Annotated in this window: 15 protein-coding genes and 1 pseudogene; 11 read left to right on the forward strand and 5 right to left on the reverse strand. The window is 54.6% G+C overall.

Annotation, left to right across the window (positions count from 1 at the left end; genetic code table 11):
* Positions 1-100: 100 nt before the first annotated feature.
* Together GW591_RS05230 and GW591_RS05235 are read right to left on the reverse strand one after the other, a co-directional pair.
* The gene (locus GW591_RS05230; protein WP_013575336.1) at positions 101-1,636 is read right to left on the reverse strand and encodes a SpoVR family protein; all 1,536 of its coding nucleotides are present in this window, start codon (positions 1,634-1,636) and stop codon (positions 101-103) included.
* 254 nt (positions 1,637-1,890) lie between these two features.
* Positions 1,891-2,721: an alpha/beta fold hydrolase gene (locus tag GW591_RS05235; protein WP_013575337.1), complete on the reverse strand. Its 831-nt coding sequence runs from the start codon at positions 2,719-2,721 to the stop codon at positions 1,891-1,893.
* Positions 2,722-2,961: 240 nt separating this feature from the next.
* On the opposite strand from GW591_RS05235, the gene ydfZ reads away from it, so the two are divergent.
* The 3 genes from ydfZ to dadX all read left to right on the forward strand — a co-directional run bounded on the left by ydfZ (position 2,962) and on the right by dadX (position 6,108).
* Positions 2,962-3,180, forward strand: coding sequence for a putative selenium delivery protein YdfZ (gene ydfZ, locus GW591_RS05240; protein ID WP_013575338.1), 219 nt, complete (start codon positions 2,962-2,964; stop codon positions 3,178-3,180).
* A 480-nt stretch (positions 3,181-3,660) separates the two neighbouring features.
* A complete protein-coding gene (locus GW591_RS05245; RefSeq protein ID WP_126124848.1) occupies positions 3,661-4,962 on the forward strand; it encodes a D-amino acid dehydrogenase in 1,302 nt (433 codons plus the stop codon).
* Positions 4,963-5,034: 72 nt separating this feature from the next.
* Positions 5,035-6,108: a catabolic alanine racemase DadX gene (gene dadX, locus GW591_RS05250; protein ID WP_112151908.1), complete on the forward strand. Its 1,074-nt coding sequence runs from the start codon at positions 5,035-5,037 to the stop codon at positions 6,106-6,108.
* Positions 6,109-6,116: 8 nt separating this feature from the next.
* Here the strand turns inward: dadX and GW591_RS05255 are convergent, their stop codons facing one another.
* Both GW591_RS05255 and nadE read right to left on the reverse strand, forming a co-directional pair.
* Positions 6,117-7,313, reverse strand: coding sequence for a multidrug effflux MFS transporter (locus GW591_RS05255; RefSeq protein ID WP_166860222.1), 1,197 nt, complete (start codon positions 7,311-7,313; stop codon positions 6,117-6,119).
* A 150-nt stretch (positions 7,314-7,463) separates the two neighbouring features.
* On the reverse strand, positions 7,464-8,294 hold the full coding sequence (gene nadE / locus GW591_RS05260; protein WP_013575344.1) for an ammonia-dependent NAD(+) synthetase: 831 nt from the start codon (positions 8,292-8,294) through the stop codon (positions 7,464-7,466).
* A gap of 467 nt (positions 8,295-8,761) precedes the next feature.
* On the opposite strand from nadE, the gene GW591_RS05265 reads away from it, so the two are divergent.
* The 8 genes and pseudogenes from GW591_RS05265 to GW591_RS05305 all read left to right on the forward strand — a co-directional run bounded on the left by GW591_RS05265 (position 8,762) and on the right by GW591_RS05305 (position 25,486).
* Positions 8,762-9,526 carry a DUF481 domain-containing protein gene (locus tag GW591_RS05265; protein WP_013575345.1) on the forward strand — a complete coding sequence of 255 codons (765 nt, stop codon included), beginning with the start codon at positions 8,762-8,764 and terminating at the stop codon, positions 9,524-9,526.
* Between the two features lie 510 nt (positions 9,527-10,036).
* Positions 10,037-11,659: a ShlB/FhaC/HecB family hemolysin secretion/activation protein gene (locus tag GW591_RS05270; protein WP_015689886.1), complete on the forward strand. Its 1,623-nt coding sequence runs from the start codon at positions 10,037-10,039 to the stop codon at positions 11,657-11,659.
* Between the two features lie 36 nt (positions 11,660-11,695).
* The gene (locus tag GW591_RS05275) at positions 11,696-22,645 is read left to right on the forward strand and encodes a hemagglutinin repeat-containing protein (RefSeq protein ID WP_225444884.1); all 10,950 of its coding nucleotides are present in this window, start codon (positions 11,696-11,698) and stop codon (positions 22,643-22,645) included.
* Positions 22,646-22,654: 9 nt separating this feature from the next.
* Positions 22,655-23,050, forward strand: a complete 396-nt coding sequence (locus tag GW591_RS05285) for a hypothetical protein (protein WP_112151910.1) — start codon at positions 22,655-22,657, stop codon at positions 23,048-23,050.
* Positions 23,051-23,273: 223 nt separating this feature from the next.
* Positions 23,274-23,397: pseudogene (locus tag GW591_RS24270) on the forward strand (VENN motif pre-toxin domain-containing protein); the annotation flags it as partial.
* 50 nt (positions 23,398-23,447) lie between these two features.
* Positions 23,448-23,816, forward strand: coding sequence for a VENN motif pre-toxin domain-containing protein (locus tag GW591_RS05295; RefSeq protein ID WP_223510312.1), 369 nt, complete (start codon positions 23,448-23,450; stop codon positions 23,814-23,816).
* Between the two features lie 111 nt (positions 23,817-23,927).
* Positions 23,928-25,052: a hypothetical protein gene (locus GW591_RS24205; RefSeq protein ID WP_318644541.1), complete on the forward strand. Its 1,125-nt coding sequence runs from the start codon at positions 23,928-23,930 to the stop codon at positions 25,050-25,052.
* Positions 25,052-25,486, forward strand: a complete 435-nt coding sequence (locus GW591_RS05305; protein WP_013575348.1) for a hypothetical protein — start codon at positions 25,052-25,054, stop codon at positions 25,484-25,486. Before GW591_RS24205 ends, GW591_RS05305 begins: the two co-directional genes overlap by 1 nt.
* On the opposite strand, the gene GW591_RS05310 is transcribed toward GW591_RS05305, so the two are convergent.
* Entirely contained in the window at positions 25,477-26,025 is a 549-nt protein-coding gene (locus GW591_RS05310; protein ID WP_013575349.1) for an RNA 2'-phosphotransferase, read from the reverse strand. The genes GW591_RS05305 and GW591_RS05310 overlap by 10 nt on opposite strands.
* Positions 26,026-26,109: the final 84 nt, after the last annotated feature.

Below are 26,109 nucleotides of genomic sequence, written 5' to 3' on the forward strand. Positions count from 1 at the left end.
TCTCATCGTTGGCTGCCTCGATATAATTTGAAGGATTGAGGGAGCCAGTAATAACAAAAGGGCGCTTAGCGCCCTTTTTTAATGCCTGAAAATGGAAATTTTACAGCGGTGTCGGACGTGGCGGGCAACGTTCGAGTAACTCGACGCTGCCGTCTTCATTGAGTTGCTCGATAAAGACATCGAAGCCCCACAGGCGGTGGACGTGTTTCATCACTTCACGGCGGCTTTTATCAAGCGGTGCCCGGTCCTGCGGAATGTAGCGTAATGTCAGCGAGCGGTCTCCGCGCAAATCCACATTCCAGACCTGAATATTCGGTTCGTGATTACTCAGATTATACTGCGCCGACAACTCCTGACGAATTGCACGGTAGCCTTCCTCATTGTGGATCGCGGCGATTTCCAGATAATTATTGTGATCGTCATCGAGCACCGTAAACAGACGGAAATCACGCATCACTTTCGGTGACAGGAACTGGCTGATGAAGCTCTCGTCTTTAAAGTCACGCATCGCAAAATGCAGCGTGTCGAGCCAGTCTGAACCGGCGATATCCGGGAACCAGTAACGGTCTTCCTCCGTCGGCTCCTGACAGATACGCTTGATATCCTGCATCATCGCGAAACCCAGAGCATACGGGTTGATACCACTGTAATACGGGCTGTTATAAGGCGGCTGATACACCACATTCGTGTGACTGTGCAGGAACTCCAGGATGAAACGGTCGGAGACTTTTCCTTCGTCATACAGATGATTCAGGATGGTGTAATGCCAGAATGTCGCCCAGCCTTCGTTCATGACCTGAGTTTGTTTCTGCGGATAAAAATACTGGCTGATTTTACGCACAATGCGCAAAATTTCTCTCTGCCAGGATTCCAGCAGAGGTGCATTTTTTTCCATAAAATACAACAGGTTTTCCTGCGGTTCCGGCGGGAAACGTCGCGCCTGTTCCGGTGCGTCTACACTGTCTTTGCGTGGCAGCGTTTTCCACAGAGAATTCACCTGACTTTGCAGGTATTCCTCACGGCTTTTTTGCCGCGCCAGTTCTTCCTGCAGGGAGATTTTTTGCGGACGTTTATAGCGGTCAACGCCGTAATTCATCAGCGCATGACAGGAATCCAGCAACCGTTCAACTTCATCGACACCATAGCGTTCCTCGCATTCACTGATATAACGCTTGGCGAACAGCAGGTAATCGACGATGGAACTGGCATCGGTCCAGCTTCTGAACAGATAGTTATTTTTGAAGAAAGAGTTATGCCCGTAGCAGGCATGGGCCATCACCAGCGCCTGCATGGTGATCGTATTTTCTTCCATCAGATAAGCGATACACGGGTTGGAATTAATGACGATTTCGTACGCCAGACCTTGTTGTCCGTGCTTATACAGCTGTTCGGTTTCGATGAATTTCTTGCCGAACGACCAGTGAGTGTAATTGATCGGCATGCCAATGCTGGAATAGGCATCCATCATTTGTTCGGAAGTGATGATCTCGATTTGATGCGGATAAGTTTCAAGCCGGTAGGACTTCGCCACCCGGTCAATCTCTTCGAGATAAGTTTGCAATAACTCAAACGTCCAGTCCGGTCCATCGCTAAGACGTTTGTCCTCAGTTTTTTGCTTTTGGGTCACTGTCGTCATAAGCCGCACCCTCATTCAGTTATGGACGCTACAGAGTGTTTGATTCACAACCTTTTCTTAAGATTTCGCACGTCCATTGATAATCGTAGCTCAATCTGAGTGTGTCGTTAGATAAACACCATGAATCCATTCCTCAACAAATCTATATCCTTAAGGCAGGAGACTGTCAATCGGCGGGCAATAAAGAGCCCAAAGCCGCGTACAGTCTGGCTTTGGGCGAACAATATCAGGAGACAGGCGCAAACAGCGGGGGATTAACTGCGGATAAATTCTAACAAATCCTGATTTATCTGATTCTTGTGTGTGCTGCACAGACCATGAGATGCGCCCGCATAAACCTTACCTTTGCCATTTGGCAACAACTTAAGCGCAGCTTCGCTGGAGGAAGCGGGTGGCACAATCTGGTCATCATCACCGTAAATCACCAGCGTCGGGATCGTCATCTTCTTCAGGTCTTCGCGCTGATCGGTTTCAGAAAACGCTTTAACACAATCATAAAGTGCTTTTATTGAACCCTGCATACCCTGGAGCCAGAAACTTTGGCGTAAACCTTCTGACACCTCAGCACCGGGGCGGTTGAAACCATAAAATGCGTCGGGCAAGTCCAGGAAAAATTGGGAACGATCTTTCGTCACACCGCCACGGATACCATCGAAAACAGAAAGAGGTAATCCTCCGGGATTGAAATCTGTTTTGATCATAATCGGTGGCACTGCACCAATTAATACCGCTTTTGCCACCCGCGAGGTGCCGTGCCTGCCAATATAACGGGCAACTTCGCCGCCGCCGGTAGAGTGCCCGACGTGTATCGCGTCTTTGAGATCCAGATAAGCCGTCAGTTCGGCCATGTCATCTCCGTACTGGTCCATATTATTGCCTTCCCATGACTGAGAAGAACGCCCGTGTCCGCGGCGGTCGTGGGCAATAACGCGATAACCATGTTCTGCCAGAAACAGCATCTGATCTTCAAAAGCATCCGACGACAGGGGCCAGCCGTGACTAAAAACCACCGGCTGTCCGCTGCCCCAATCCTTATAAAAAAGTTGTGTACCATCTTTAAGCTTCAGAAAGTTTGAGTTATTCACAATCGACTCCTTATTGCTGAAAATTGCTGAAATGAACGGTGCAAAACAGAAACCGATTGAAGTGTAGGTCAGTAATTGCGTCGTTGCGATATGAGTCACATTTTTAAAATGGCAACGTGGCGGGACAGGGTATGAAATTTAACCTGATACTTAGCAGGGTTTATATATTGAAACTTAATTTTTACGGGTATAGCATTAACCCGCTATTGTTTGTTATTGATGCTTTAGGAGGTCAAGAAAATGGTAAATACCTTTACTTATGATAGATATAGAAATCGTATCGGCCAGGGCGTTCGTGTAATGGATGCCGAAACGGGCGTTACCGGCAAAATTACCGCGTTCAGGGTGAAATCGAGTTCACCGGAAGAAATTCGCCGCGAAAGTTGCGTACAACTGGAAGGGCAGACGGGCCTGTTTAAACCTGTCTCTCTGATGAGACTGGAAACGACGTCTGCCTGATTTTTTCTGTTACGCCGGTAAATTCCCGCAATATAAGGCCACTATGAATAGTGGCCTTAATGTTTTACGCAGCCACCTCTGCTTTGCCTCGTTTTATAAATCCCCGTTCAACCTGAACGTCAATTCTCTGCGCAGCGTGAGGGAATATCACATGCCTGTTTGTTTGTGGTGTTTTGTGCTGATGCACGGCTTGTACACAAGAATAAAAACCTGCAACAAAACTGACCCTGAAGCGTCGGGAGTCTTGTGACATCAATGCAATCAATGCTGTCATTACGCCATAAATTTCTTGCCGCATGGCCGGAATGTTGCGGAATATCGTTATTTATTTCTGGCTATTGAAATAAATGCTGTCATGAACGATAAATAAATGTGAAAGACCTCACGGTTGTGAGTGCCTGTGTTGGTGATTTTTCTCAGTCAGGTTAATTTCCTGTCATCAGAATATTATGCTTTGTTTTGTCGTGGAGTGGAGTCGATATGCGTGTGGTGATTTTAGGCAGTGGTGTGGTCGGTGTCGCCAGTGCATGGTATCTGGCTAAAGCGGGTCATCAGGTGACGGTTATTGACCGCCAGTCCGGCCCGGCAGAAGAAACCAGTGCGGGTAATGCAGGACAGATCTCACCGGGCTATGCTGCGCCGTGGGCGGCTCCGGGGGTTCCGGTCAAAGCCGTCAAATGGATGTTCCAGAAGCACGCGCCTCTGGCGATTCGCCTCGACGGAACACAGTTCCAGCTTAAATGGATGTGGCAAATGCTGCGTAACTGCAACATGGACCACTATCAGACCAACAAAAGCCGCATGGTGCGTCTGGCGGAATACAGCCGTGACTGCATGAAAGCGTTACGCGAAGATACCGGCATTCAGTACGAGGGTCGGCAGGGTGGCACGTTGCAGCTTTTCCGCACCGCGCAGCAGTTTGAAAGCGCAGCCAAAGATATTGCGGTGCTGGAAGACGCCGGTGTGCCGTATCAGTTGCTCGAATCCAGCCAGCTGGCGACTGCAGAACCGGCGCTGGCTCAGGTTGCGCACAAACTGACCGGCGGCCTGCGTTTACCCAATGATGAAACCGGCGACTGCCAGATGTTTACCCGCAAGCTGGCAGACATGGCGCGTCAGGCGGGAGTTATCTTCGAATTTAACCGCACGGTGGATAAGCTGCATATTGAAAATGGCGAAATCACTGGCGTGCAGTGTGGCAATGAGTTCGTCAGGGCGGATGCATACGTGGTGGCATTCGGATCGTATTCCACCGCGTTGCTGCGTGATCTGGTCTCTATTCCGGTTTATCCGCTGAAAGGCTATTCCCTGACGATTCCGATTACTGATCCGGCTTCTGCGCCGGTGTCTACCGTACTTGATGAAACCTATAAAATTGCTATCACCCGTTTTGATGACCGCATCCGCGTCGGCGGTATGGCGGAGATTGTCGGCTTCAACCTGAAGCTGGCGCAGGCGCGCCGCGAAACGCTGGAGATGGTGGTCAAAGATCTCTATCCGAACGGCGGCAACGTCGAACAGGCCACGTTCTGGACGGGGTTGCGTCCGATGACGCCGGATGGCACGCCGATTGTCGGGCGTACGCGCATTAAGAATTTGTATCTCAATACCGGCCACGGCACGCTGGGCTGGACGATGGCCTGCGGCTCCGGGCAGTTGCTCTCGGACATTATGTCCGGCGTGATGCCTGCGATCCCATCCGATGATCTCTCGGTTGAGCGTTACAGCCCGGATTTCATTGCCCGTCCGGCTGGCCCGCACAAAATGCATCCGGTAGGCTGAACCTGCTGTAATCCGATCCCATGCGGGGTTTGATACCGCATGGTTTTTACTTTGCTTATTGCCGGAGCTGGTATGCCTCGCCCGATTTCAGCCACATTGTCTCAGTCTGCGTTAACTCAAAACCTGAACATCATTCGCGGTTTTGCCCCCAACAGTAAAGTCTGGACGGTGGTGAAAGCCAACGGCTACGGCCACGGTATATCCCGTATCTGGCGCAGTTTATCCGCCACTGACGGTTTCGCTTTACTCGATTTCAATGAGGCGATTTTACTGCGTGAGTCCGGCTGGCAGGGACCGATATTACTGCTTGAAGGTTTTTTTACCGCAGAGGATCTGGCTATTGTTGATAAATATCGCCTGACCACGGCCGTACACAGCGAATGGCAGATAAAAGCCCTTGCGCAGGCCAGCATCAGCCTGCCGGTCAGTATCTACCTGAAAGTAAACAGTGGCATGAACCGCCTGGGTTTTGCGCCTGAGCGCGCCGGTGCTGTCTGGCAGCAGTTACGTGAGCTGAAGCAGGTGGGGGAAATCACGCTGATGAGCCATTTCGCCACCGCTGACAGTGCGGAAGGTGTCGATGCGCAGATGAGTGTGATTAACCTCGCCGGGCAAAACATTCGCGGCCCGCGATGTCTGGCCAATTCCGCTGCGACGCTGTGGCATCCGCATACACATCATGACTGGATCCGTCCGGGAATTATTATCTATGGCGCGTCGCCAAGCGGTGAGTGGAAAGATATTGCGCATACCGGTCTGCAACCGGTAATGACGCTTAAAAGTGAGCTGATTGCCGTACAGGAACTTAACGCCGGTGCGCGCGTGGGTTACGGCGGGCGTTACAGTGTAACTCGTCCTCAGCGTATCGGCGTGGTGGCCTGTGGCTATGCGGACGGATACCCGCGCCATGCGCCTTCCGGTACACCGGTTTGGGTAGACGGCGTGCGAACGACGACGACGGGCACGGTTTCAATGGATATGCTGGCTGTGGATTTAACGCCATGCCCGCAGGCGCAGATGGGTGCGCCGGTTGAGTTGTGGGGGAATAATTTACCGGTGGATGACGTGGCAACAGCGGCCGGTACGCTGGGTTACGAACTGCTGAGTGCGCTGGCACCCCGCGTACCGGTGTCGACAATCGGTTAAAAAACGTATTACTGTCCCAGGCGGGTCAGCTGGCCCGTCGATTTTTTGCTGGCGCGTCGAGCCAGCATCGCCAGACATCCTCCTGCCAGCATCACCAGCGACAGACTCAGCTTAGGCTGCAACGGTAATGCCATCGCGATAAAACCAAGTAGTGCACCGCCCGCCATTTGCACCGAACCTGCCAGTGCCGAAGCCACGCCTGCTTCACCGGAGAACGGTTCCAGCGCATAACTGGTGGCCGGGCCCATCAGGAAAGCCAGACCGGCACAGGCGCTGGCGACTGGCACCATATACAGCCAGGTTGCTGTTTGTTCCGCAGGCGGAACCAGCGTGATCCCAGCGATTAGCCCGAGACAGCCAATAAACATCAGGATGCCGCCTGTTTTCAGACATACCGGACGCCCCACTTTACGGATAATCCGGTTGGCGATAAAGCTCATCCCCATGATCCAGAATCCGTTTGCGCCGAATACCAGTGAAAACTGCAGTGGCGTCAGCCCGGCAGTGTTCATCAAAACGGTCGGCGCCAGCGAGACATAGGTCAGCGCCATACCCATTGCACCTGCATTCACCAGAGCAAAAGTAATGAAGCGCGCATTGAATAAAATGCGGGCGTACTGACGGAATGGCAGGCCGGTGTTGGTCTGCGTATCAGCAGGGCGAGTCTCAGGCAGTTTGAATATAACCAGCAGTAAGACAGCCAGTGTATAACCGGTTAATGCCCAGAACGGCGCACGCCAGCCATAATATTGCGCGATCAGGCCGCCGATCAGCGGTGCCAGTGCCGGAATGATATTCAGCGTGCCATTGAGGAAACCATACGCACGGGCGGCATCGTTGCCACTCATCCGATCGCGTACGCCGCTGAAAATCACCACGGAAGTGCAGCACACTGCCAGTCCCTGAATGACGCGGGATAATAAAAACATCCACGGTGTTACGGAGATCGCGGCAACTATCGCCCCTGCCAGATACACCATGACGCCGATAATGGCGATCGGGCGACGACCAAATTTATCCACCAGCGGACCGGCCACCAGTTGTCCCAGCCCCATCACCAGAATAAATAATGAAATCGAGGACTGAATGACCGCCTCGGTGCTCTGTAAACCGAGCGCGATGGCGGGAATGGCGGGCAGGTACAAATCAATACCTAAAGGGCCAAGCAGCACCATGCTCAGCAGCAGGAAAAGGAATTTTTGCATTGAAAACATCACTGTCAGTCATCCGAAAGGACGCTAAGGGTAATGATTTCGTTAATGAATGGAAAGAAGCTTGTGATAATCAGACCGGCGGGCGCTGTGAATAAAAACGGACACCCGCAGGTGTCCGTGATCTAAGCGGTGACGAAAGACTTATTTTTTCTTCCAGAAATCATCAAACACCGTGACCGGCGGCTGACGTTTATGTTCAGTGCGCAGGTACCAGCCCTCAATGATGGTGGCATATTTATCGTCGATTTTCTTGCCTTCCAGATAGTCGTCGATCAGTTCGTAAGTTACGCCGAGTGCGGCTTCATCTGGCAAGGCAGGGCGGTTATCTTCAAGGTCAGCGGTCGGGGCTTTCGTATAGAGATGTTCCGGGCAACCCAATTCTTTGAGCAGGGCTTTTCCCTGACGCTTGTTCAGACGGAAAATCGGGTTAATGTCCGTGCCGCCATCACCGTATTTAGTGAAGAAACCGGTCACGGCTTCGGCAGCATGATCAGTCCCGACCACCACGCCTTTTTTCATCCCGGCGATGCTGTACTGAGCTTTCATGCGCTCGCGGGCCTTTTCGTTGCCTTTAATGAAATCGCTCAGTTCGATACCGATTTCACGTAAGGTCGCTTCGCTTGCCAGGACGGCATTCTTGATATTAACGGTCAGAACTTGATCTGGCTGGATGAACGCAATGGCATCCTGGCAGTCCGATTCATCAGCTTGCACGCCATATGGCAAGCGCACCGCAATGAACTGGTAAGCGCTATCATTTGTTTGTGCGCGTAATTCGCTAATTGCTGTTTGGCAAAGTTTGCCGGTAAGAGTAGAATCTTGCCCGCCGCTGATACCCAGAACCAGTGTCTTGATGAACGGGTGGGCCAGCAGATAACTTTTGAGAAAATCGACGCTGACACGAACTTCCTGTGCGGCATCGATGTGGGGTTTGACGTGCAGAGCCTGAATAATCTCTTGTTGTAAAGCCATGACCACTCCTCCTGAAGGCTGCCTTCGAGGAACCCGAGGCAAAAATAAGACGTTATCAGGACAAAACTACCCCGCATCGCTCAAAAGGACAAGATTCAGCGACGAGTTAGGCGGAAATCTGTACGCTGCCGGCTCGCAATATTTCGAACCAAAGTGGCGGGAAGACGTAAAGTGTGGCGCGTAATGAACCATTTCCATTCCTCATTGAAATAAGAAATCAATGCAAGAAAGGGTAATGATTTTGTATGTTTCTATTGCCGGAAATATATGTCACTCGGAACTATCCAAAAAAGCCGCTTTATTAAGATATTCCGGGCTGAGTGCGTTATATTTGTTGCGGTAGAAATATTTGTATGCATATGCCATCGAAATGGAGTTGCCAGGCTTGATTAACGGATCCTAATTAATGGCATAAATCGTGTGGTTCCAGTCTCGTTATTTGCCTTAAGTCTTATTGGGGAAACAAAATGTTTTTTCGGGTTGTACGTCGTTTACCAGCTTGTGCCGTAGTCTGCGGTGCAGCGCTGTTCAGTATTTCAAGCCTTGCAGACACCACCATCTTCACCGCGTTAGATGATCCGGCTCAGGCGAAAAAACCGTTCGAGGGCAATATTCAGGCGGGTTACAGTGCGCAAACCGGTAACACCAGCAACTCCACGCTGAATGCTGATACCACCATGACCTGGTTTGATACCAACACGGCTAACAGCCTGTGGGGTTCTGCGCGTAACACCTCTTCTTCCGGTGTGCGTTCATCCGAGAAGTATCAGGCCGGTGCCCGTACGCGTTATAACCTTGACAACGCGAACTATATTTTCGGTCAGGGGAGCTGGCTGAGCGACCGTTATAACGGTTACCGTTCGCGGACTGTGGGCGCTGTCGGTTATGGTCGTCAGATCTGGAGCGGCCCGGTTCATACGCTGAACCTGGAAGCAGGTCCTGGTGTTCGTCATGATGAATTCGAACAGGGCGGTAACACCACTCGTGCGCTGGCTTACGCTTCAGGCACTTACGGTTACCAGATCAGCGACACTGCGCGCTTCACGCAGGGTGTTTCTGTATTAGCGAACGACGAAACTACGCTGAACTCAGAAACCGCGCTGACCGTTGCGATCAACTCCCACTTCTCGTTGAAAGTGGCGTATGACGTAACCTATAACACCAAACCACCAGCCAGTGCGCCGGATAAAACCGACACCGTGACGTCTGTAAACCTGGTGTACGGTCTGTAATTTCCCCCGGGGAATTATGCAGAAAAGCCGGAGGAGAAATCCTCTGGCTTTTTTTATGGGTTATTTTTGCCAGCATCTTGCACTGAATTTTAAATAAGCGGATGGCTATTAAGCCTCCCGATTATATTCCCTGTATCCTGCTTGTAAGCCACAAGAAAATATCCCTGAAGGCCACAAACGGTGCTGGCAGGGGCAACAGAGTGAATACCCCTATAAACCATGATTTCTTATGTTTCGCGCTATGCTTCTTGCAGAATTTTTTTTATAAACTTAAAAAAAACCTAAAGTAAATCTTATCCCTGCCGATAGAAACCGAATGTTTAATCTTAAATCAATGCCATAGCCACTTCTGATGCTGTGTTTTTGAGGCGTACAGGCAAGCGGTTCTGGCGATAGAAAACACCGGATATGGAAATCATAAGCTTTCTTACACCATTAGCCCGCACTGTTTCGGCGTGCGCGTGTCTTTCCCTGCGGTGGCGAGTTTCCTGCCTGCTGGTACTTACCGGAATGTTTTCCCTCACCGCGCAGGCCGCGCCGCTCAGCCCCGCTGACCGCGACAGTATCGAACAGCAGCAGCGGCAACTTCTGCAGCAGAACCAGCAGCAGCGTCAGGAACTGGAGCGCAGCACGTCAGTCGCCCCCGCGCCGCAAACCCCAGCGCAACCCGCCGGCCCGTGCTTTGATATTCACGACATTACCCTCAGCGGCGCAGACCATATGCCCGCGCGAATACAGCAAAAACTCACTCAACCCTATCTGCAACAGTGCCTCGGCATTGGCCAGATTAATGCCCTGGTGAAACAGGTCTCCGACTGGTATATCGGCCAGGGTTACATCACCAGCCGCGCGTTTCTCACTGAACAGGATTTGTCTTCCGGCGCGCTCAGCCTGACGGTGATGGAAGGCAAACTCGAAGCCATCAAAATGGAAAACCAGCGCGGCGCAATGCTGGCGATGGCGTTTCCGGGGCTGACCGGCAACATCCTTAATTTGCGTGATATCGAACAGGGGATGGAGCAGATTAACCGGCTGCGCAAAACGCCGGTGCAGATTGAAATCCAGCCCGGCAGCCAGCCGGGATACTCCATCGTCAACCTCACCTCAAAGCCTGAGTTTCCCCTGCAGGCCAGCGCCGGTTTTGATAACTCAGGGCAGAAAAGCACCGGCACCGGACAGGTCAGCGGCTCGCTGACCGGCAATAACCTGCTCGGGCTGGCGGATCAGTGGTTTGTCAGTGCGTCACGCAGCAGCGACGGCGCAAGCGACCATGACGCGAAAAGCGTGCAGGCGGGCGTTAATCTGCCTTACGGCTACTGGCTGTTCGATTACAACTACAGCTACAGCGACTACCTGAGCACCATTGAATCGCAGGGCTATCTGTGGCGCTCCACCGGCGACAGCCAGGCGCACCGCTTCACGCTTTCCCGCGTACTGTTTCGCAACGGCGACATGAAAACCGCCGCCAGCCTCGGGCTGACGCACCGCCTCAACCGAAATTATCTCAACGATGCCCCGCTGGAAAGCAGCACCCGCAGCCTGACCAGCTGGACCGCCGGTATCAATCACAGCCAGAAACTCTGGGGCGGATACGCCACGCTTAACCCGGCGTTCAGCCGTGGCGTGCCGTGGTTTGGCGGCGAAAGCGATGAAGATAAAAATCCGGATGCCCCGCGTGCGGAGTTCTCTAAATGGACGCTGTCCACCAGCTATTACCGGCCTGTCACGCAACGCATTACCTGGCTGACCAGCGCCTACGGCCAGTGGGGCGATGACCGTCTTTACGGCAGCGAACGCCTGACGATTGGTGGCGAAAGCTCGGTGCGGGGGTTCAAAGAGCAATACATCTCCGGCGACAACGGCGGCTACTGGCGTAATGAGCTGGATACCCAACTGTTCACGCTGCCGGTGCTCGGCCAGATCAGCGCCGTGACGGCCCTCGACGGCGGCTACCTGCAACGCAGCAATCACGACACCAATGCGTCCGGCACCTTATGGGGCGGGGCGGTGGGTTTATCGAGCAGTAACGCACATTTCTCCAGCCAGTTTACCGTCGGCTGGCCGCTGAGCTATCCGGACTCACTGGCACCGGATCGCGTCACGGTCTACTACCGCATCGGTTTTGCACTTTAGCGTTGTACCTCTGCATAAGAGAGAAGGAATTCGGCGATGAAATCGATCACAGAGCAACCGGTCGCGTTATGGCGTAAAGCGCTGGCCTACGGGCTGATGGGCTGGCTGGTCTGGCAACCGGTGATGCCTGCATTTGCGGCGGGTATCACGGTAGCCGAAGGCAACACCCGCACCGATCAGGCGGGTAACGGCGTGCCGGTGGTGAACATCGCCACCCCGAATCAGGCCGGGATTTCGCATAATAAATACAACGATTTCAACGTCGGCCAGCAGGGCCTCATTCTCAACAACGCCACCGGCAAACTGACCCAGACTCAGCTGGGCGGGCTGATACAGAACAACCCCAATCTTACGGCAGGTCAGGAAGCGAAGGGCATCATTAACGAAGTGGTGTCGTCGAACCCTTCGCAGCTTAACGGCTACATGGAAGTCGCCGGTAAAGCCGCGAACGTCATGGTCGCCAACCCTTACGGCATCACCTGTAACGGCTGCGGCTTCCTCAACACCCCTAACGCCACGCTGACCACCGGCAGGCCGGTGCTGAATGCGGACGGCTCGCTGCAATCCCTCGACGTCACGCAGGGCGCGATCACCGTTGAAGGTCAGGGGCTGGATGCCCGCACGAGCGATTCTTTTTCACTGATTTCCCGCGCCGCGCAGATTAACGCCGGGCTGTACGCCAGAGACCTGAACGTCACCCTGGGTGCCAACCGTGTCGATGCGCAGGGCAATGCCACGCCGATATCCGGCGCAGGCGTACCGGCGGTGGCGATTGACACCGGCGCACTCGGCGGTATGTACGCCAACCGCATTCATCTGGTTTCCAGCGACAAGGGCGTCGGGGTCAACCTCGGCAACCTGAATGCCTCGGTCGGCGATATGCAGATTGATGCCAGCGGCAGGCTGACGCTAAGTAATGCGACTTCCACCGGCAAGCTGACGGCGAATGCGCAGGCTATCGCGCTTAACGGCACCCAGCAGTCGGGCGGCGATATGGCGCTCAACAGTCAGGGACAACTGGCCGTTCAGGGGAGTCAGGTGACCAGCGGCGGCAATATCACGCTGGCCGCTGACCAGCTCAATTCAGGTAATACCGCGCAGGTGTCTGCGGCAGGCAATATTCATGCTACCGCCGGTAATGACAGCCAGTGGCAGGGCAAGTTGACGGCGGGGAAAGATCTCCAACTGAACGCCGGGGATCTGACCAATAACGGGCTGATCGCCGCAAACGGAAACGCCCGTATCACCACGCAGCGGCTGACCAATACCGGCACGCTGCAGGCACAGGGGACGCAAGATCTTCAGGCGACAACGCTGGATAACAGCGGGGTGGTGCAGGCCAGCGGTGCCCTGACCCTCACCGCCGGAGAAACGCAGCTTGGCGGATTGCTGTCGAGTGACAATCAACTGACCGGGCGTTTCGGGCAACTTTCCACCCTCGCAGGGTCGCAAATTCAGTCCGGTACCGATGCGGATATCGGCGTGCAGGGCAGTGCGGTACTCGGCGGGAACGTCCGCGCCGGACAAAACCTGCAGCTCAGCAGCGGCTCATTGAGTTCGGCCAGCAGCGCTAAGCTTTACGCTGTCGGGAATGTGCAGGCGGAGGCGGGCAATAACGGTGTGTGGAATGGCAGCCTGACGGCGGGCGGTAATCTGGGCGTCAGTGCGGGCGACATGACCAACAATGGCACGCTGGCCGCCAGCGGCAACACGCAGCTCGCCACGCAAAAACTGACCAACGGCGGCCTGATCCAGGCGCAGGGTACACAGATCCTGAACGCCAGCGAACTGAACAACAGCGGCAAAATGCAGTCCGGCGGCGCGCAAAACATCACCGCCAATACCCTCAGCAATCAGGGGCTGATCGGTTCACAGCAGGGGCTGGGGTTGCAGGTTGCTGACCAGATGACCGTGGGTGAACAAGGCTCGCTGTTTGCCGGTGACCGGCTGAACATCGGCGGCGGTCAGATGATTGTCGACGGCACGCTGACCGGCAAAAATGGCCTGACGCTCAACAGTAATTCCCTGAACGCCGGGCAAAACTCGCTGATCACCAGCCTTGGCGATATTCAGTTTACTGCCGCGCAGCAGACGCTGGGCGGCCAGTTGTCGACCTCCGGCAACGTCGGCCTGAACGCTACGGATCTGTCCGTCGGGGCGCAGGGTTCCGTTCACAGCGATAAAGATTTATCCCTGACGGCAACCGGCAGCGCCACGGTGGCCGGTGCGCTCGACGGCAACACGCTGGAAGCCGGTGGCGGCACATTGCAGGTGACCGGCACCGGTTCACTGGCCTCCACGGGAGATATGCAGTTATCCGCCCGCCAGCAGCAGCTCGACGGTACCATCAGCGCGGGCAATAATCTTTCGATTAACGCTGACCGGCTTAATGCCGCACAGGGTGGTAAAACCTCGGCACAAAATGACGTGCAGGCCACGGTTGCCAGCGGCGGGCAGTGGTCCGGCAGCCTGATTGCCGGACGTGACCTGAACTTTACCGCACACGATTTCAGCAACGGCGGCACGCTGGCCGCCAACCGCAACGGGCAGTTCAGCTTCGGCACCCTGACCAGTAACGGCCTGCTGCAATCCCTCGGCACGCAGCAGCTTGACGGCGACACCTTCAATAACAACGGCACGGCGCAGTCCGGCGGTGACCAGACGCTGACCCTCAGTCAGTTCAACAATCAGGGGCTGACCGGCACCCGCGGCGACATCATACTGAACGCGCGGGACGGCGTGACCAACGGTGATGCGGCAACCTTACTGGCCGATGGTCAGCTGACGCTCAACACCGCCCAGGCAGATCTGGGCGGCACGCTGACCGGCACGCAGGGTGCAACACTTAACGCCACCGCGCTGACCACCCGCGCCGGATCGGTACAGTCCAGCCAGGGCGATGTGAACCTCAGTGCGGATACCGCGAACTTAAAGGGTTTTCTCTCCGCAGATGGTAACGCGGCGCTGACCACGCAACAGCTCACCACCGGCAACGGCTCGCAGACGCAGGGTAAAAACGCGCTGGGGATCAGTGCGTCTGAAAAAGCCGATCTGGCCGGGAAACTGGTGACACCGGGCACGCTGACAGTTCAGGCCGGTACGCTGACCAACGGCGCGGCGCTGGGTGCGGACAATGTGGATATCACGGCCAGCTCGCTGACCAACAGCGGTGCCATCACCGCCGACGACGGCCTGCATGTGAAAGCCGGTACGTTGCAGCAGCAAGGCAGCCTGTCTGCGCAGAACCAGATGACGCTGGAAGGCCAGACGCTGGTCAATCAGGGCAACGTGTCGGGCGGTAACGTCGGCGTGAATGTCACCGGCAGTCTGACCAATCAGGGCACCGGCGTGATATCGGCGGGTAATGGTCTGACCGTGACGGCACCGGTAGTGACCAACAGCGGCCAGCTTCTGGCACAAACCGTCGGCGTGAATGCCATGGGTATCAGCAACAACGGGCTGATGCAGGGCAACGGCGGCACCACGCTCACCGCCAGTACGTTAACCAACGGTACGCAGGGGCAGGTATTGTCCGGCGGCACGCTGGGTGTGCAGGCAGGCGATACCCAGAATCAGGGACGTTTACAGGGCAGCCAGCTTAATCTTACCGGTAACAGCCTGACCAACGGCGGCACGGCATTAGGCACGAATGGCCTGAACGCGCAGATGCAGGGGGATCTCGCCAACAGCGGCAGCCTGCTCTCTTCCGGTGATGTCACGGTGAACGCCGCCACGCTGGAAAACAGTGGCCAGTTGCTCAGCGATAAAACCGCCACGGTGACGGCTGACCACGTCAGCAACACAGGACAGATCCAGGGCGACACGCTCGCGCTTACGGCGAACAACGCGGACAACAGCGGCAACCTGATTGGCCTGAAGGGCCTGACGGCGCAGCTGCAGCAGGATTTAACCAACGCCACGTCCGGCAAGATGCTGACGCAGGGCGCACTCACCGTCACCGCCGCGCACGTCACCAACAACGGCAACTGGCAGGCCGACAGCGCCGATGTACACGCCGGTCAGTTAGATCTTAACGGCGCGATCCAGACCGCCTCGCGCGCCAACCTCAACCTGACCGGCGCGCTCAACACGCAGGCGCAGGGCAAAATCATCTCAACCGGTCTGGCTATTTTGCAGGCGGCGAACCTGAATAATCAGGGGAACTGGTCGGCGGATAACCTGACCCTTACCGGCGGTGTCCTGACCAGCAGCGGCGGTATCAGCGGTGTCAGCGCGCTTACGGCCACGTTCAGCGGGCAACTTCAGGTTCAGCAGGGCGGCACATTACTCAGTGGCGGCACCGCCACGCTGAACGCCGGGAATATTGCTAACAGCGGCACTCTTCAGGCCGGTAATCTGACGCTCACTACCAACAGCATTTCAAACGCCGGGCAGTTACAGGGCCAGCAAAGCCTGCAGGGCACGGTACAAAACGGCATCACCAATCTGAGCGGCGGCACCGTACGCAGTCAGGGGACGTTAGATTTGGGCGCACAATCGCTGCTCAATCAGGGTCAGCTGCAGGGCGACGGCGTCAGCCATCTGACCCTCACCGGTAATCTCAACAACCAGGGCACCTTACTGACCGGCGGCAGGCTGACAGTGTCTGCACCGGTGCTGACCAACAGCGGCACGCTGCAGGCACAGGGCCTCACCATGACCGGCGGCACGCTCAACAACAGCGGTACGCTGACCGGACAGGGCGACAGCGCACTGAACGTCACGCAGATGACCAATCAGGGCCAGCTTCAGGGCGACCGGCTGACGCTTACCGGTAACGAACTGCATAACACCGGCACCGTATTGGGCAGCCAGTCACTGGGGCTTAACGTTCAGAACGCCGACAACCAGGCGGGCGGCAGACTTTACAGCGCAGGCAACCTGACGCTGGTGACACCGGTGCTCAATCAGGCGGGCAGCCTGCTGGCGCTGGGGGATATGACGCTGCAACTCGGTTCGGGTTTTACCCAGACCGGCACGCTGGCAGCGGGGCAGAACCTCAACCTCAGCACGCAGGGCGACCTGAACGTGCTCGGCACCTTGCAGGGCAACGGTATCCAGCTCAGTTCCACGGGCAACTTTACCAACAGCGGTCAGTTGCGCGGTGGCGGCGGTACGGTGGGCGTGGACGCCAGCAACATCCAGCTCAACGGCAGCGGCAGCGTACAGTCCGGCGGGGATATCCGCCTGGCCAGCCGTGGCGTGCTTAACAACAGCGGCTTTGTCGGCGGGGCGGGCAACGTGGTGATGTCCGCAGCCGGGCCGCTTGCCAACAGCGCACTGCTGTACGCCGGTAACAACATGCAGTTGCTGGCCGACAGTATTCACAATAACTACGGCGATATTCTGGCAGGCAACAGCCTGTGGCTGCAGCGGGACGCGGCGGGCAACGCCAACAGTGAAGTGGTCAACACGTCGGGGGATATCGAAACCACCAACGGCGATATCACCATCAATACCGGCCATCTGCTGAATCAGCGGGACGGTTTGAGTGTGTCCGGTTCCTCTCAAACGCCGGTGGATGCGCCGTCATGGTTGGGGCAAAGCTCCGTGACCATGAGATTAGGGGATCTCAACGAAAGCGACCTCGGTTATTACACGGTATCGGTCAGAACTGGCGGAAGTATGGGACAAGGTAACGGTTCCGTTGATGACCATTTTTACCTTGCGCCGAAAGCGACGGCTGCAGAAAAGAAATATCTGGTCAGTACCTCAACCGTTAATGCTACCGCCTCAGGAGGCGCGGGGCGTATTGCTTCAAACCGCGATTTAAATATTGCAGCCAGTAATGTAGATAATATCGCCAGCAATATTTTGGCAGGGGGAAACATCACCCTGTCCGGCAGTTCTTTGAATAATCAGTCTTATGAGAATGGCGTCCAAAATGAATATCTGACCTATAAATATACGGGCGTTACAGCCACTGAGAGCTTCGATAAACTCCACGGCTTAGCTTACTTTGACCCTGACTGTGGCAACTGCTATTACGTTGATGCCGATACCAATACTAAAGTTACCTATCAGTTAGCGAACGGCGCAACTTACGAAACCCTCAGCACCGGCGAAGGCCTCCGCTCAGTTATTCAGGCCGGTGGGGCAGTTAACGCCAGTTTCAGCAATAACATCAGCAATACCACGACCTCCGCTAACGCAGGCGGTTTATCCCATGCGATAAGCGCCCCGTCTCTGAACGGCACGTCGGGCCTGCAACAGGTCAGCGGTTCGCAAAGTAAACAACTGGCATCCGCACAAAACCTGACCGTCGGCTCGGTACAGTGGAACAATTCCGTCACCGATGCGTTAAAGCAAATCGGCAATCAGGGCGCTGCACTGACGGATTACCCGCTGCCGACCGGCAATAACGGTTTGTTTGTGGCGAGTCAGGATCCTTCCAGCCCGTATCTGATCACCACCAACCCGCAACTTGGCGGGATCGGTAAAACCGATCCGTCACTGTTCAATGCGCTGAACGATTACCTTGCGCGACCGACGTCTGCGATATCTGCCGTGGGCAAACAGGCCACCCCGGGTGGTACCGGCCTGACCTCTGCGGCCTTTTCTGCAACGCCGGTGGCAGGTCAGGTTGTCCATCCTGCGGTTCAGCCTGGCACGCCGTCCAACCCGCGCATTGAAACGGCACCGGTCTATACCGACGAGAGCAAGTTCCTCGGCTCGGCCTACTTTATGGACCGGCTGAAGCTGACGCCGGACTATGACTACAAATTCCTCGGCGATGCCGCCTTCGATACCCGTTATGTCGATAACGCCGTGCTCAGTCAGACCGGACAGCGCTACGTCGGCGGCACAGGGTCAGACCTCGCGCAGATGCAGTATCTGATTGATAACGCCGCCGAACAGCAGGCCGGTCTGGGCCTGCAACTGGGCGTCAGCCTGTCGCCGGAACAGGTCGCGGCGCTGACCAAAAGCATCGTCTGGTGGGAAAAAACCACCGTCAACGGCCAGACGGTTCTGGCACCTAAACTCTATCTTTCTGCTAACGACACCCACGCGGTGACCGGCAGCGTGATTTCCGGGAACACCGTCAATCTCGACGCCGGGCATATCGTCAACGCGGGCAGTACCCTGCAGGCCCAGACGCAACTGGCGGCAAAAAGCAGCAGTTCGCTGGATAACCTTAACGCCGGGCTGATTGCTTCTAACGGCAGCCTGCAGCTGAGCGCGCTGGGCGATATCAATAATATCGGTTCTTCGATTAGCGGACAGACCGTGGCACTGGCCTCGGTCAGCGGCGACATCAATAACGTCACGCAGGCGCAGCAGTGGACGGCCGCGCCGACCACCAGCAAAAGCAAAACGTCTCAGCTGACCTTCAGCCAGACCCAGACCGGCGACGTGGCCGGTATCTCGGCCACTGACGGGCTTTCGCTTACCGCCGGTCACGACATCAACAACACCGGTGCCCGACTCACGGCGGGCAGTGACCTGCAACTGGTGGCGCTGAACGATATCAGCATCACTGGCAACGCGCTCAGCACCAGCAAAACCACGGCGAAAAGCAGTACACAGACCACCGACAGCCAGGCCAGCACGGTCAGCGCGGGCGGTAATTTATCGGCCAGCGCGGGACACGACCTGACCGTGGCGGGCAGCGCCGTCACCGCCAAAGGCGACGCCACGCTGGCGGCAGTCAACGACATCAATCTCAACACGATGGATCAGAGCAGCCATCAGACCAGCGGCAAAAATCAGGCTGACAGCAACAACGCCACCCGCACGGTGGTGAGCAGCGGCGGTGACCTGACGCTCAGCGCCGGGCGCGACCTTAACTCGCAGGCGGCGCAACTCACCGCCGATCTCAACGCCTCACTCAGCGCCGGTCGCGACGTCAACCTGAACGCGCATCAGACCAGCACCTACAGCGAAACCCACGGCAGTAAAAGCGTGAGTATCCGCGAGAATGTGGGGCAGGAAGGGACAGCGGTGGTCAGCGGCGTAAGCACCAGCATTGCCGCCGGGCGTGACATTACGACACAGGCCGCGCAAGTACAGGCCACCGGCGACCTGGCCCTGAACGCCGGGCGGGATGTGAATATCACCACCGCACAGGAAAGCCAGTACAGCTACGACGAAAAAACCAAAACCAAAAAACACCTGTTCTCCGGCACGACCACGCATACCGTTGCAGAGGACTATGCCACCACAGAGAAAGCCTCGCAGCTGAGTGGCGACAAGGTGTCAATTGTTGCCGGGCAAGACCTGACGGTGAAGGGCTCGTCCGTGGTGGGTGACGGGGATGTGACGCTGAAAGCGGGGAAAAATGTCAATATCCTTGCAGCCACCGATACCAGTTCCAGCTACCGCCTGAGCGAGACTAAAAAAAGCGGGCTGATGGGCACGGGAGGTTTTGGTGTAACCATCGGCAGCGCACAATCGCGACATCAGCTCAATGAAGAGGGTACCACTCAGAGTCAGAGTGTCAGCACTATTGGTTCAACCGGCGGTAACGCAAATATTATCGCGGGTGAAAAAGCACATATCAGCGGCGCGGATGTGATTGCCGATAAAAACCTGAACGTTGTCGCGGGCGAAATTGTGGTTGACCCCGGTAACGATCTGTTGAGACGTAAAGAGAGTTACGAACAGAAAAAGAGCGGTCTGACATTGTCAGTGTCCAGCCCGGTGACCGATGCCATTCTTGCAGCGAACAGCACACTCAAACGAAGTGGGGAGGTCAGCGACGAACGGCTGAAAACGCTGTATGCCGTGCAGGCGGCAGATAACGCATGGATAGCTGTCGCGGGTGCCTCTTCCATGGCGACTGATGTAGCCCAGGGCAATCTGAACGCCGTGAAGGTGGAACTCAGCGTAGGTTCGAGTAAAAGCTCATCTGAATCCAGTTCTACACAAAATCAGGTACGCGGCAGCACCCTCAGCGCAGGCGGAAATACCACGCTGGTGGCTACGGGTAACAAAGGTACCAGCGGTGATCTTCATATCAGCGGCAGCGGTGTGACAGGCAATAATGTCACTCTTGTGGCGCAGAATGATCTGCTGCTGGATGCCGCATCGAACAACACCGAGCAAACCAGTAAGAATAACAGCAGCGGCTGGAATGTCGGTGTGCATATATCGCTGGGTCAGGAGACGGGAATTGGCGTGTCGGCCAGCGGTTACCAGTCAAAAGGAACGGCTGACGGTAAGAGTACCGAATATGTTAATACGCGGGTCAACGCCAGTGATGGGCTTAGCCTGAGCAGCGGACGGGATACGGTTATTTCCGGTGCGCAGGTGTTGGGTGAAAAAATCACTGCTGAGGTGGGTCGCGACCTGACGATAACCAGCCTGCAGGATACTGACGAGTACCACAGCCAGCAGAAAAGCGTGAGTGGCGGCGCCAGTTTCACTTTCGGGTCAATGACCGGTTCAGCCTCACTGAGTATTAATAAGAGCAAAACCGACAGCGACTACGCAAGCGTTGGTGAGCAAAGCGGGTTGTTTGCCGGGGATAAAGGGTTCGATATTACGGTAGGCAACCATACCCAACTGGGTGGTGCAGTCATAGCGAGCACTGCAACAGCCGATAAGAACCTGCTTGATACCGGTTCGTTGGGTTGGAGCGATATCAATAACGAAGCGCAGTACAGTGCCAGTAGCCAGGGGCTTGCCGGTGGCTTTTCATCGGAAAAAAATAATAAAGGCGAGCGGGTTAACGGCGGCGGCGTTGTCCCTGTTATTGGTGTTAAGAGCAGCGGTGACGCTTCAGGTACAACGCAATCGGCCATTGCTGCGGGCAGTATCGTCATCCGAGACAGTGAGAAGCAGACGCAGGATATTGCAGGGCTAAGCCGCGATACCGACAACGCCAATGGTCATATCGATAAGATTTTCGATGAGAAGAAAATTGCCGAGCAACAGGAACTGGCGGCGTTGTTCGGGCAGATGGCGAACTCAGCTGCCGGTGATCTTGGTGAGGCGATGGGCTGGGGACCGAATAGCCCCGAAAAAGCCGCGATCCACGGTGTGATAGGTGCAATCCAGGCGAGTTTCGGCGGCGGCAATGCGCTGGCCGGCGGGTTGGCCGGGATGAGCAGCGAAGCGTTTAGTCAGATGGTCGATACTTATCTGAGTAACAACACACAACTGGACCGCAATGAAAGAGGGGCTATCACCCAGTGGGCCGCCACGTTAAGTGGTAGTGCAATTGGCGGAATTATTGGCGGAACGACCGGTGCACAGTCCGGTGCAGCCGTCTCACTGGATGCTGAACGCTATAACCGCCAGTTACACCCGGATGAACGAGCTGAAATCAAAAAGCTGGCAGGCGGAGACGAAGAGAAAGAGCAGCGACTGTTAGCTGAAGCCTGTCGCCGGGTAGATTGCGCGGCTGAGTTTGCGCTGGGTTCAGAGCAACGGGCCTATTATGAAGCGCTGGTAAAAAATCAGGCCGCGACGCCAGAAGAGCGTAAAGCGCTGGACAGCTACTGGGTTACACAATTTAAAGAAAGTTACGGTAACTATCCGGGTTATGCAGGGACGGAAGACAAGCAACTGTTCCAGTACGGCGAAGCGGATAAGCTCAACGACAGCCAGCAGTTTGTACGTAATCAGTATGTGGTTGAACTGAGTAATAAGCTGGGTGTTGAGGTTGAGACAGCGCGTCAAATGACCGAAGGGATGTCGCTGGCTATGCTGGTTGTGGCGGCGAAGAACGGGAAGAGTTTACCGGGTAGGGGGGCTAATAGTTCCGTTAGTGGCCTGAATCTGAATAAGTCGCTGGCAAGTGAGGCTCAGTTGGCTGAGCTATCCAGAAGTGGAGGGACTTCAGTGGCTGGTCATGGATCTGGTGCCGTGCTGAAAGACTCTGCCCGTTTAGTTGCAGAATATGGTGGAAAAACAGCCGACTGGAGTAAAGTTAGTAGTCAAAGCTACAAAGCTGTTGATGGTACTGTTTTCGAAATCCATGCTTACCGTAATGCGGCTACAGGCCAAGTTGTTGAGCCAAAAACGATAGCGATAAAAAAATAGTGGGACGTTATGAAAGTAAAATGCCTTGCGACTAACCTAACAGCACAACAGAAGACAGTGCTCGGCTTAATGGATAATCAAGATCCTCAGTATCCATATATTGTTGGGCAAACTTATACGGTTTTGGCTATAAGTAGCAAAATTGGTGTTAATGCGGGAACATTGCTGCAATTACAAAAAATACCAATGGATTATATTATATCGGTTCCCTTATGCATTTTTGAAATCGTTGATAACCGTCCATCGCAATACTGGAAGATCCAAAAGCGTAGTGAATACGAAATATCACTTTGGCCGGAGGAGTTTTATCAGGAGTACTTCCATGACGATCTAAGTGACGGAGTCCCAGAAGTCGTTGAAATCTACAAACGCGTTGTTGAACGATTAGAAAAAGAGTTTGATTAATCAATAATCCCGGCTCACTTCTGAGCCGGGATATTTTTACGTGTCACTCAGCAGCTCGGATCACCAGTTGCCCGCGTTCTACAGCAATGGTAACCAGAGTATCAGTCCCAAATGTAAGTATCCCAGTCAGTTACCCTTCAGGTGCAGGCCGTCCGTGCGGCTATAACACGTGGCCATTTTAGTGGCGCGTTGCTCATGAAGAACTCTGGCATAACGCACCCTTACTCAACTTAACGGCGCTGTGATTGCCTCGACGGAACAGCCTCAATATCGGCACGCTGGGCTGGACAGATATCCAGAATGAAGCGGATTACAAGGCCCGCAGTGTGGGGATTTCTGCCAGCGGGAAAACGGGAAGGTTATCAGCGGAGCACTTGCCGGGCTCACCGGAGGCGATATGGGGCAGGCGCTGGCGGGCGGGCTGGCACCTTATCTGTCTCAGGAGGTAAAAAAAGTCACGGGGGACAGCGCTGTCGCTAACACTGTTGGGCATGCGCTGGCCGGGGCTGTGACAGCCTATATTCAGGGTGGCTCAGTGACGGGCGGCGCAGCAGGCGGTGCTGCGGGAGAATTAGCTGCGAAAATCATCATCAGTGCATTTTACCCCAATACCAAACCAGAAGATCTGACGGAGGATCAGAAGGCAAATGTCAGCGCATTAAGTACATTAGCTGCCGGTCTGGCGGGTGGTGTGGCCGGGAATTCGTCATTGGCAGGCGTGCAAGGGGCGATATCCGTGATAAAGAGGGCAAGACCGATCAAATAAATCAGATGATCCCGCCGCTCCCGACGATGGCGTTTAGTAGCGGTAATGCCAGTGGTACGCCCCGCTCTGCTGTAGGTAAGTGGTAGTGCAATTGACGGAATTATTGGCGGAATGACCGGTGCACAGTCCGGCGCAGCCGTCTCACTGGATGCTGAACGCTATAACCGCCAGTTACACCCGGATGAAGTAGCCCGGATCCAGCAATTGTCCGGTGGGGATAAAGATAAAGAAGCGCGTCTGAAAGCGGCGGCCTGTGCGTTGGTGAAATGTTCCGCTGAGTTTGCGGAAGGTTCTCCGGATTATGTGAAAGCGCAGGCGCTGGAGCAGTTAGGTAACAGTGATGCGTATGCCAGTGAGCGTACAGTACTGGCATCACAGAGCGGTAACCAGCTGATCTACGCAATGGGCAGCTATGCCAGCGCCAGTTTGCCGATGTTCGGGTATTCGGTTAGTGATCAAACCGGGGATGCGCTATCCCACTACGGTGTGAGGACGCGTTTAGGTGGCCTGACGCAATTTACCGCCGGGGAACTCCAGGCGGTGGGTGGGGCAGCAATATGCACGACCACCGCGGGTGTAGCTTGCCTGGCAGGCGGTTATCTGGCAGCCTCAGGGATAGATACGGCTAATGCAGGCTTTAACACCTTCCTGTCTGGTGTCAACCAGAAAACCAGCGGTGCGTATTTGCTGGAAGGGTTGGGAGTCTCTCCACAGTACTCGGAAGGGATTTACGGCCTGACGCAGGTGGGCGCGGCGGGGATTGGCGGAGTAGGAAAAGCGACGTCAGTTACTGCCGATGTGGGTGCAAAAGGCGCTGGCAGTGTCACATTCCATGCGGCGGATGATATTCGGTTCTCGCAAAATAGCTTTTCATTCAATAAAACTGACCGAGACACGGGTAAAAATTACACATACGACGATTTGGTACAAAGCATGCGGACTAATGGTTGGAAAGGTGATCCAGTTGACGTCGTTAAAATGCCTGATGGCAAGCTGACTAGCATGGATAACACTCGAATTGCCGCGGCCAGAGAGGCGGGGATCGACGTTAAAGCTAGCGTCCGTGGATTTGATGATCCATTGACGCCAGCTATTCAAGAGGCTAGAGGGTGGCAGAATTTTAATACTTGGGGTGAGGCCATTACTGGTCGTATAAACAAACAGTCAGGGGGGTTTTCTACTTCTAATCCTTACGGTTCAACAGAACCACCACGTATTTCTGGAGGTGCTAAATAATGAAGCCTTTTTTGTACGACCTTCCAATTTTACCCAATAGTTTTGAATTCCCTGTTGATTATTTAGATGTGGTTTTAGCTGATGAGTTTTTAGATATAGAGCCTTGGCGGCTTCTATCGAAAGATATGGCGACATCTCTTTTTTATTACAGCTCGATGCTTTTGAAGTTTTCGGGGGCTGCCCTGGTTCCCTTTGCAATTATTCAAGATGAGTCAGGGCTGTATAATGATGGCTGGGTTGTTCTTGCTTGTTTTGATGGGGGAGGTAAGGATGGCACTACGGGTGTCCGGATTTATGATTATTCAAAACCGAAGTTAAGTCCTTGGGATAATTTGTCTTATTCTGGTTTCTCTGAATGGTTTAGTGCTGCCAAAGAAGAGTCTTCCCGCTATAAAGCCGAGCAAGTCGAAGACAAAGACAATGGCTATTCCTGATATATGAAAAAATTGGGGACATGGTTCGTTAACCATACGCCATTCTCAGCCTGAAAAAAGTTGAATCCCTGTTGGTGCATCCGCAGGGCTTCAACTTTTAGCACCGCAGGCTTTCCATATCGCTGTCCGACAGCTACGGCTGTGGTTATGTCTTGTGATAGATGCACATGGTGACGTGAACCTGCAATCAATCCTTGCTGAAGAATAGATTCAAGAAAGCGTGTTGCAGTGCCATGGTAGAGGAATTCTGGCGGTTTTTTCTCCATATGTTGAAGGTTCACGTCTGGTGTTGAATGTCCCTGAACTGCACGAATACGCTGGCCATCTTCGGAGAGAGTAAAACGTTTCTTATCACTGCTATTTACTACTGTCTGAATTATTGCCTGATCAAGTACGCGGCCTTCTTTCGCCGCGCCGAGAATCAAAGAATTGATATCTGCCCAGCCTTCTACATCAAGTTGCAATCCGATGGTGTCAGGTTTATGACGTAAAATATAACTTAGAAATTTACTTATTTCGTTAAGCATCTTGCTGTCCATGATTGCCCTAATTATGTTTGCCATGGGTGTGATGCCTGAGATATTAGCACACCCAAAACACGTCTCTTCCACGTTTTGTAATGC

It is taken from the genome of Rahnella aceris (genome assembly GCF_011684115.1).
In the GTDB taxonomy this organism is placed as follows: Bacteria; Pseudomonadota; Gammaproteobacteria; order Enterobacterales; family Enterobacteriaceae; genus Rahnella; species Rahnella aceris.

Bases quoted from the DNA above. Each gene is read 5' to 3' on its own strand.
- GW591_RS05255 (WP_166860222.1), bottom strand. From the start codon at position 7,313: ATGCAAAAATTCCTTTTCCTGCTGCTGAGCATGGTGCTGCTTGGCCCT.
- GW591_RS05270 (WP_015689886.1), top strand. From the start codon at position 10,037: ATGTTTTCCCTCACCGCGCAGGCCGCGCCGCTCAGCCCCGCTGACCGC.
- GW591_RS05295 (WP_223510312.1), top strand. From the start codon at position 23,448: ATGGGGCAGGCGCTGGCGGGCGGGCTGGCACCTTATCTGTCTCAGGAG.
- GW591_RS05245 (WP_126124848.1), top strand. From the start codon at position 3,661: ATGCGTGTGGTGATTTTAGGCAGTGGTGTGGTCGGTGTCGCCAGTGCA.
- GW591_RS05230 (WP_013575336.1), bottom strand. From the start codon at position 1,636: ATGACGACAGTGACCCAAAAGCAAAAAACTGAGGACAAACGTCTTAGC.
- GW591_RS05305 (WP_013575348.1), top strand. From the start codon at position 25,052: ATGAAGCCTTTTTTGTACGACCTTCCAATTTTACCCAATAGTTTTGAA.
- GW591_RS05265 (WP_013575345.1), top strand. From the start codon at position 8,762: ATGTTTTTTCGGGTTGTACGTCGTTTACCAGCTTGTGCCGTAGTCTGC.
- ydfZ (WP_013575338.1), top strand. From the start codon at position 2,962: ATGGTAAATACCTTTACTTATGATAGATATAGAAATCGTATCGGCCAG.
- dadX (WP_112151908.1), top strand. From the start codon at position 5,035: ATGCCTCGCCCGATTTCAGCCACATTGTCTCAGTCTGCGTTAACTCAA.
- GW591_RS05275 (WP_225444884.1), top strand. From the start codon at position 11,696: ATGAAATCGATCACAGAGCAACCGGTCGCGTTATGGCGTAAAGCGCTG.
- GW591_RS05310 (WP_013575349.1), bottom strand. From the start codon at position 26,025: ATGGACAGCAAGATGCTTAACGAAATAAGTAAATTTCTAAGTTATATT.
- nadE (WP_013575344.1), bottom strand. From the start codon at position 8,294: ATGGCTTTACAACAAGAGATTATTCAGGCTCTGCACGTCAAACCCCAC.
- GW591_RS05285 (WP_112151910.1), top strand. From the start codon at position 22,655: ATGAAAGTAAAATGCCTTGCGACTAACCTAACAGCACAACAGAAGACA.
- GW591_RS24205 (WP_318644541.1), top strand. From the start codon at position 23,928: ATGACCGGTGCACAGTCCGGCGCAGCCGTCTCACTGGATGCTGAACGC.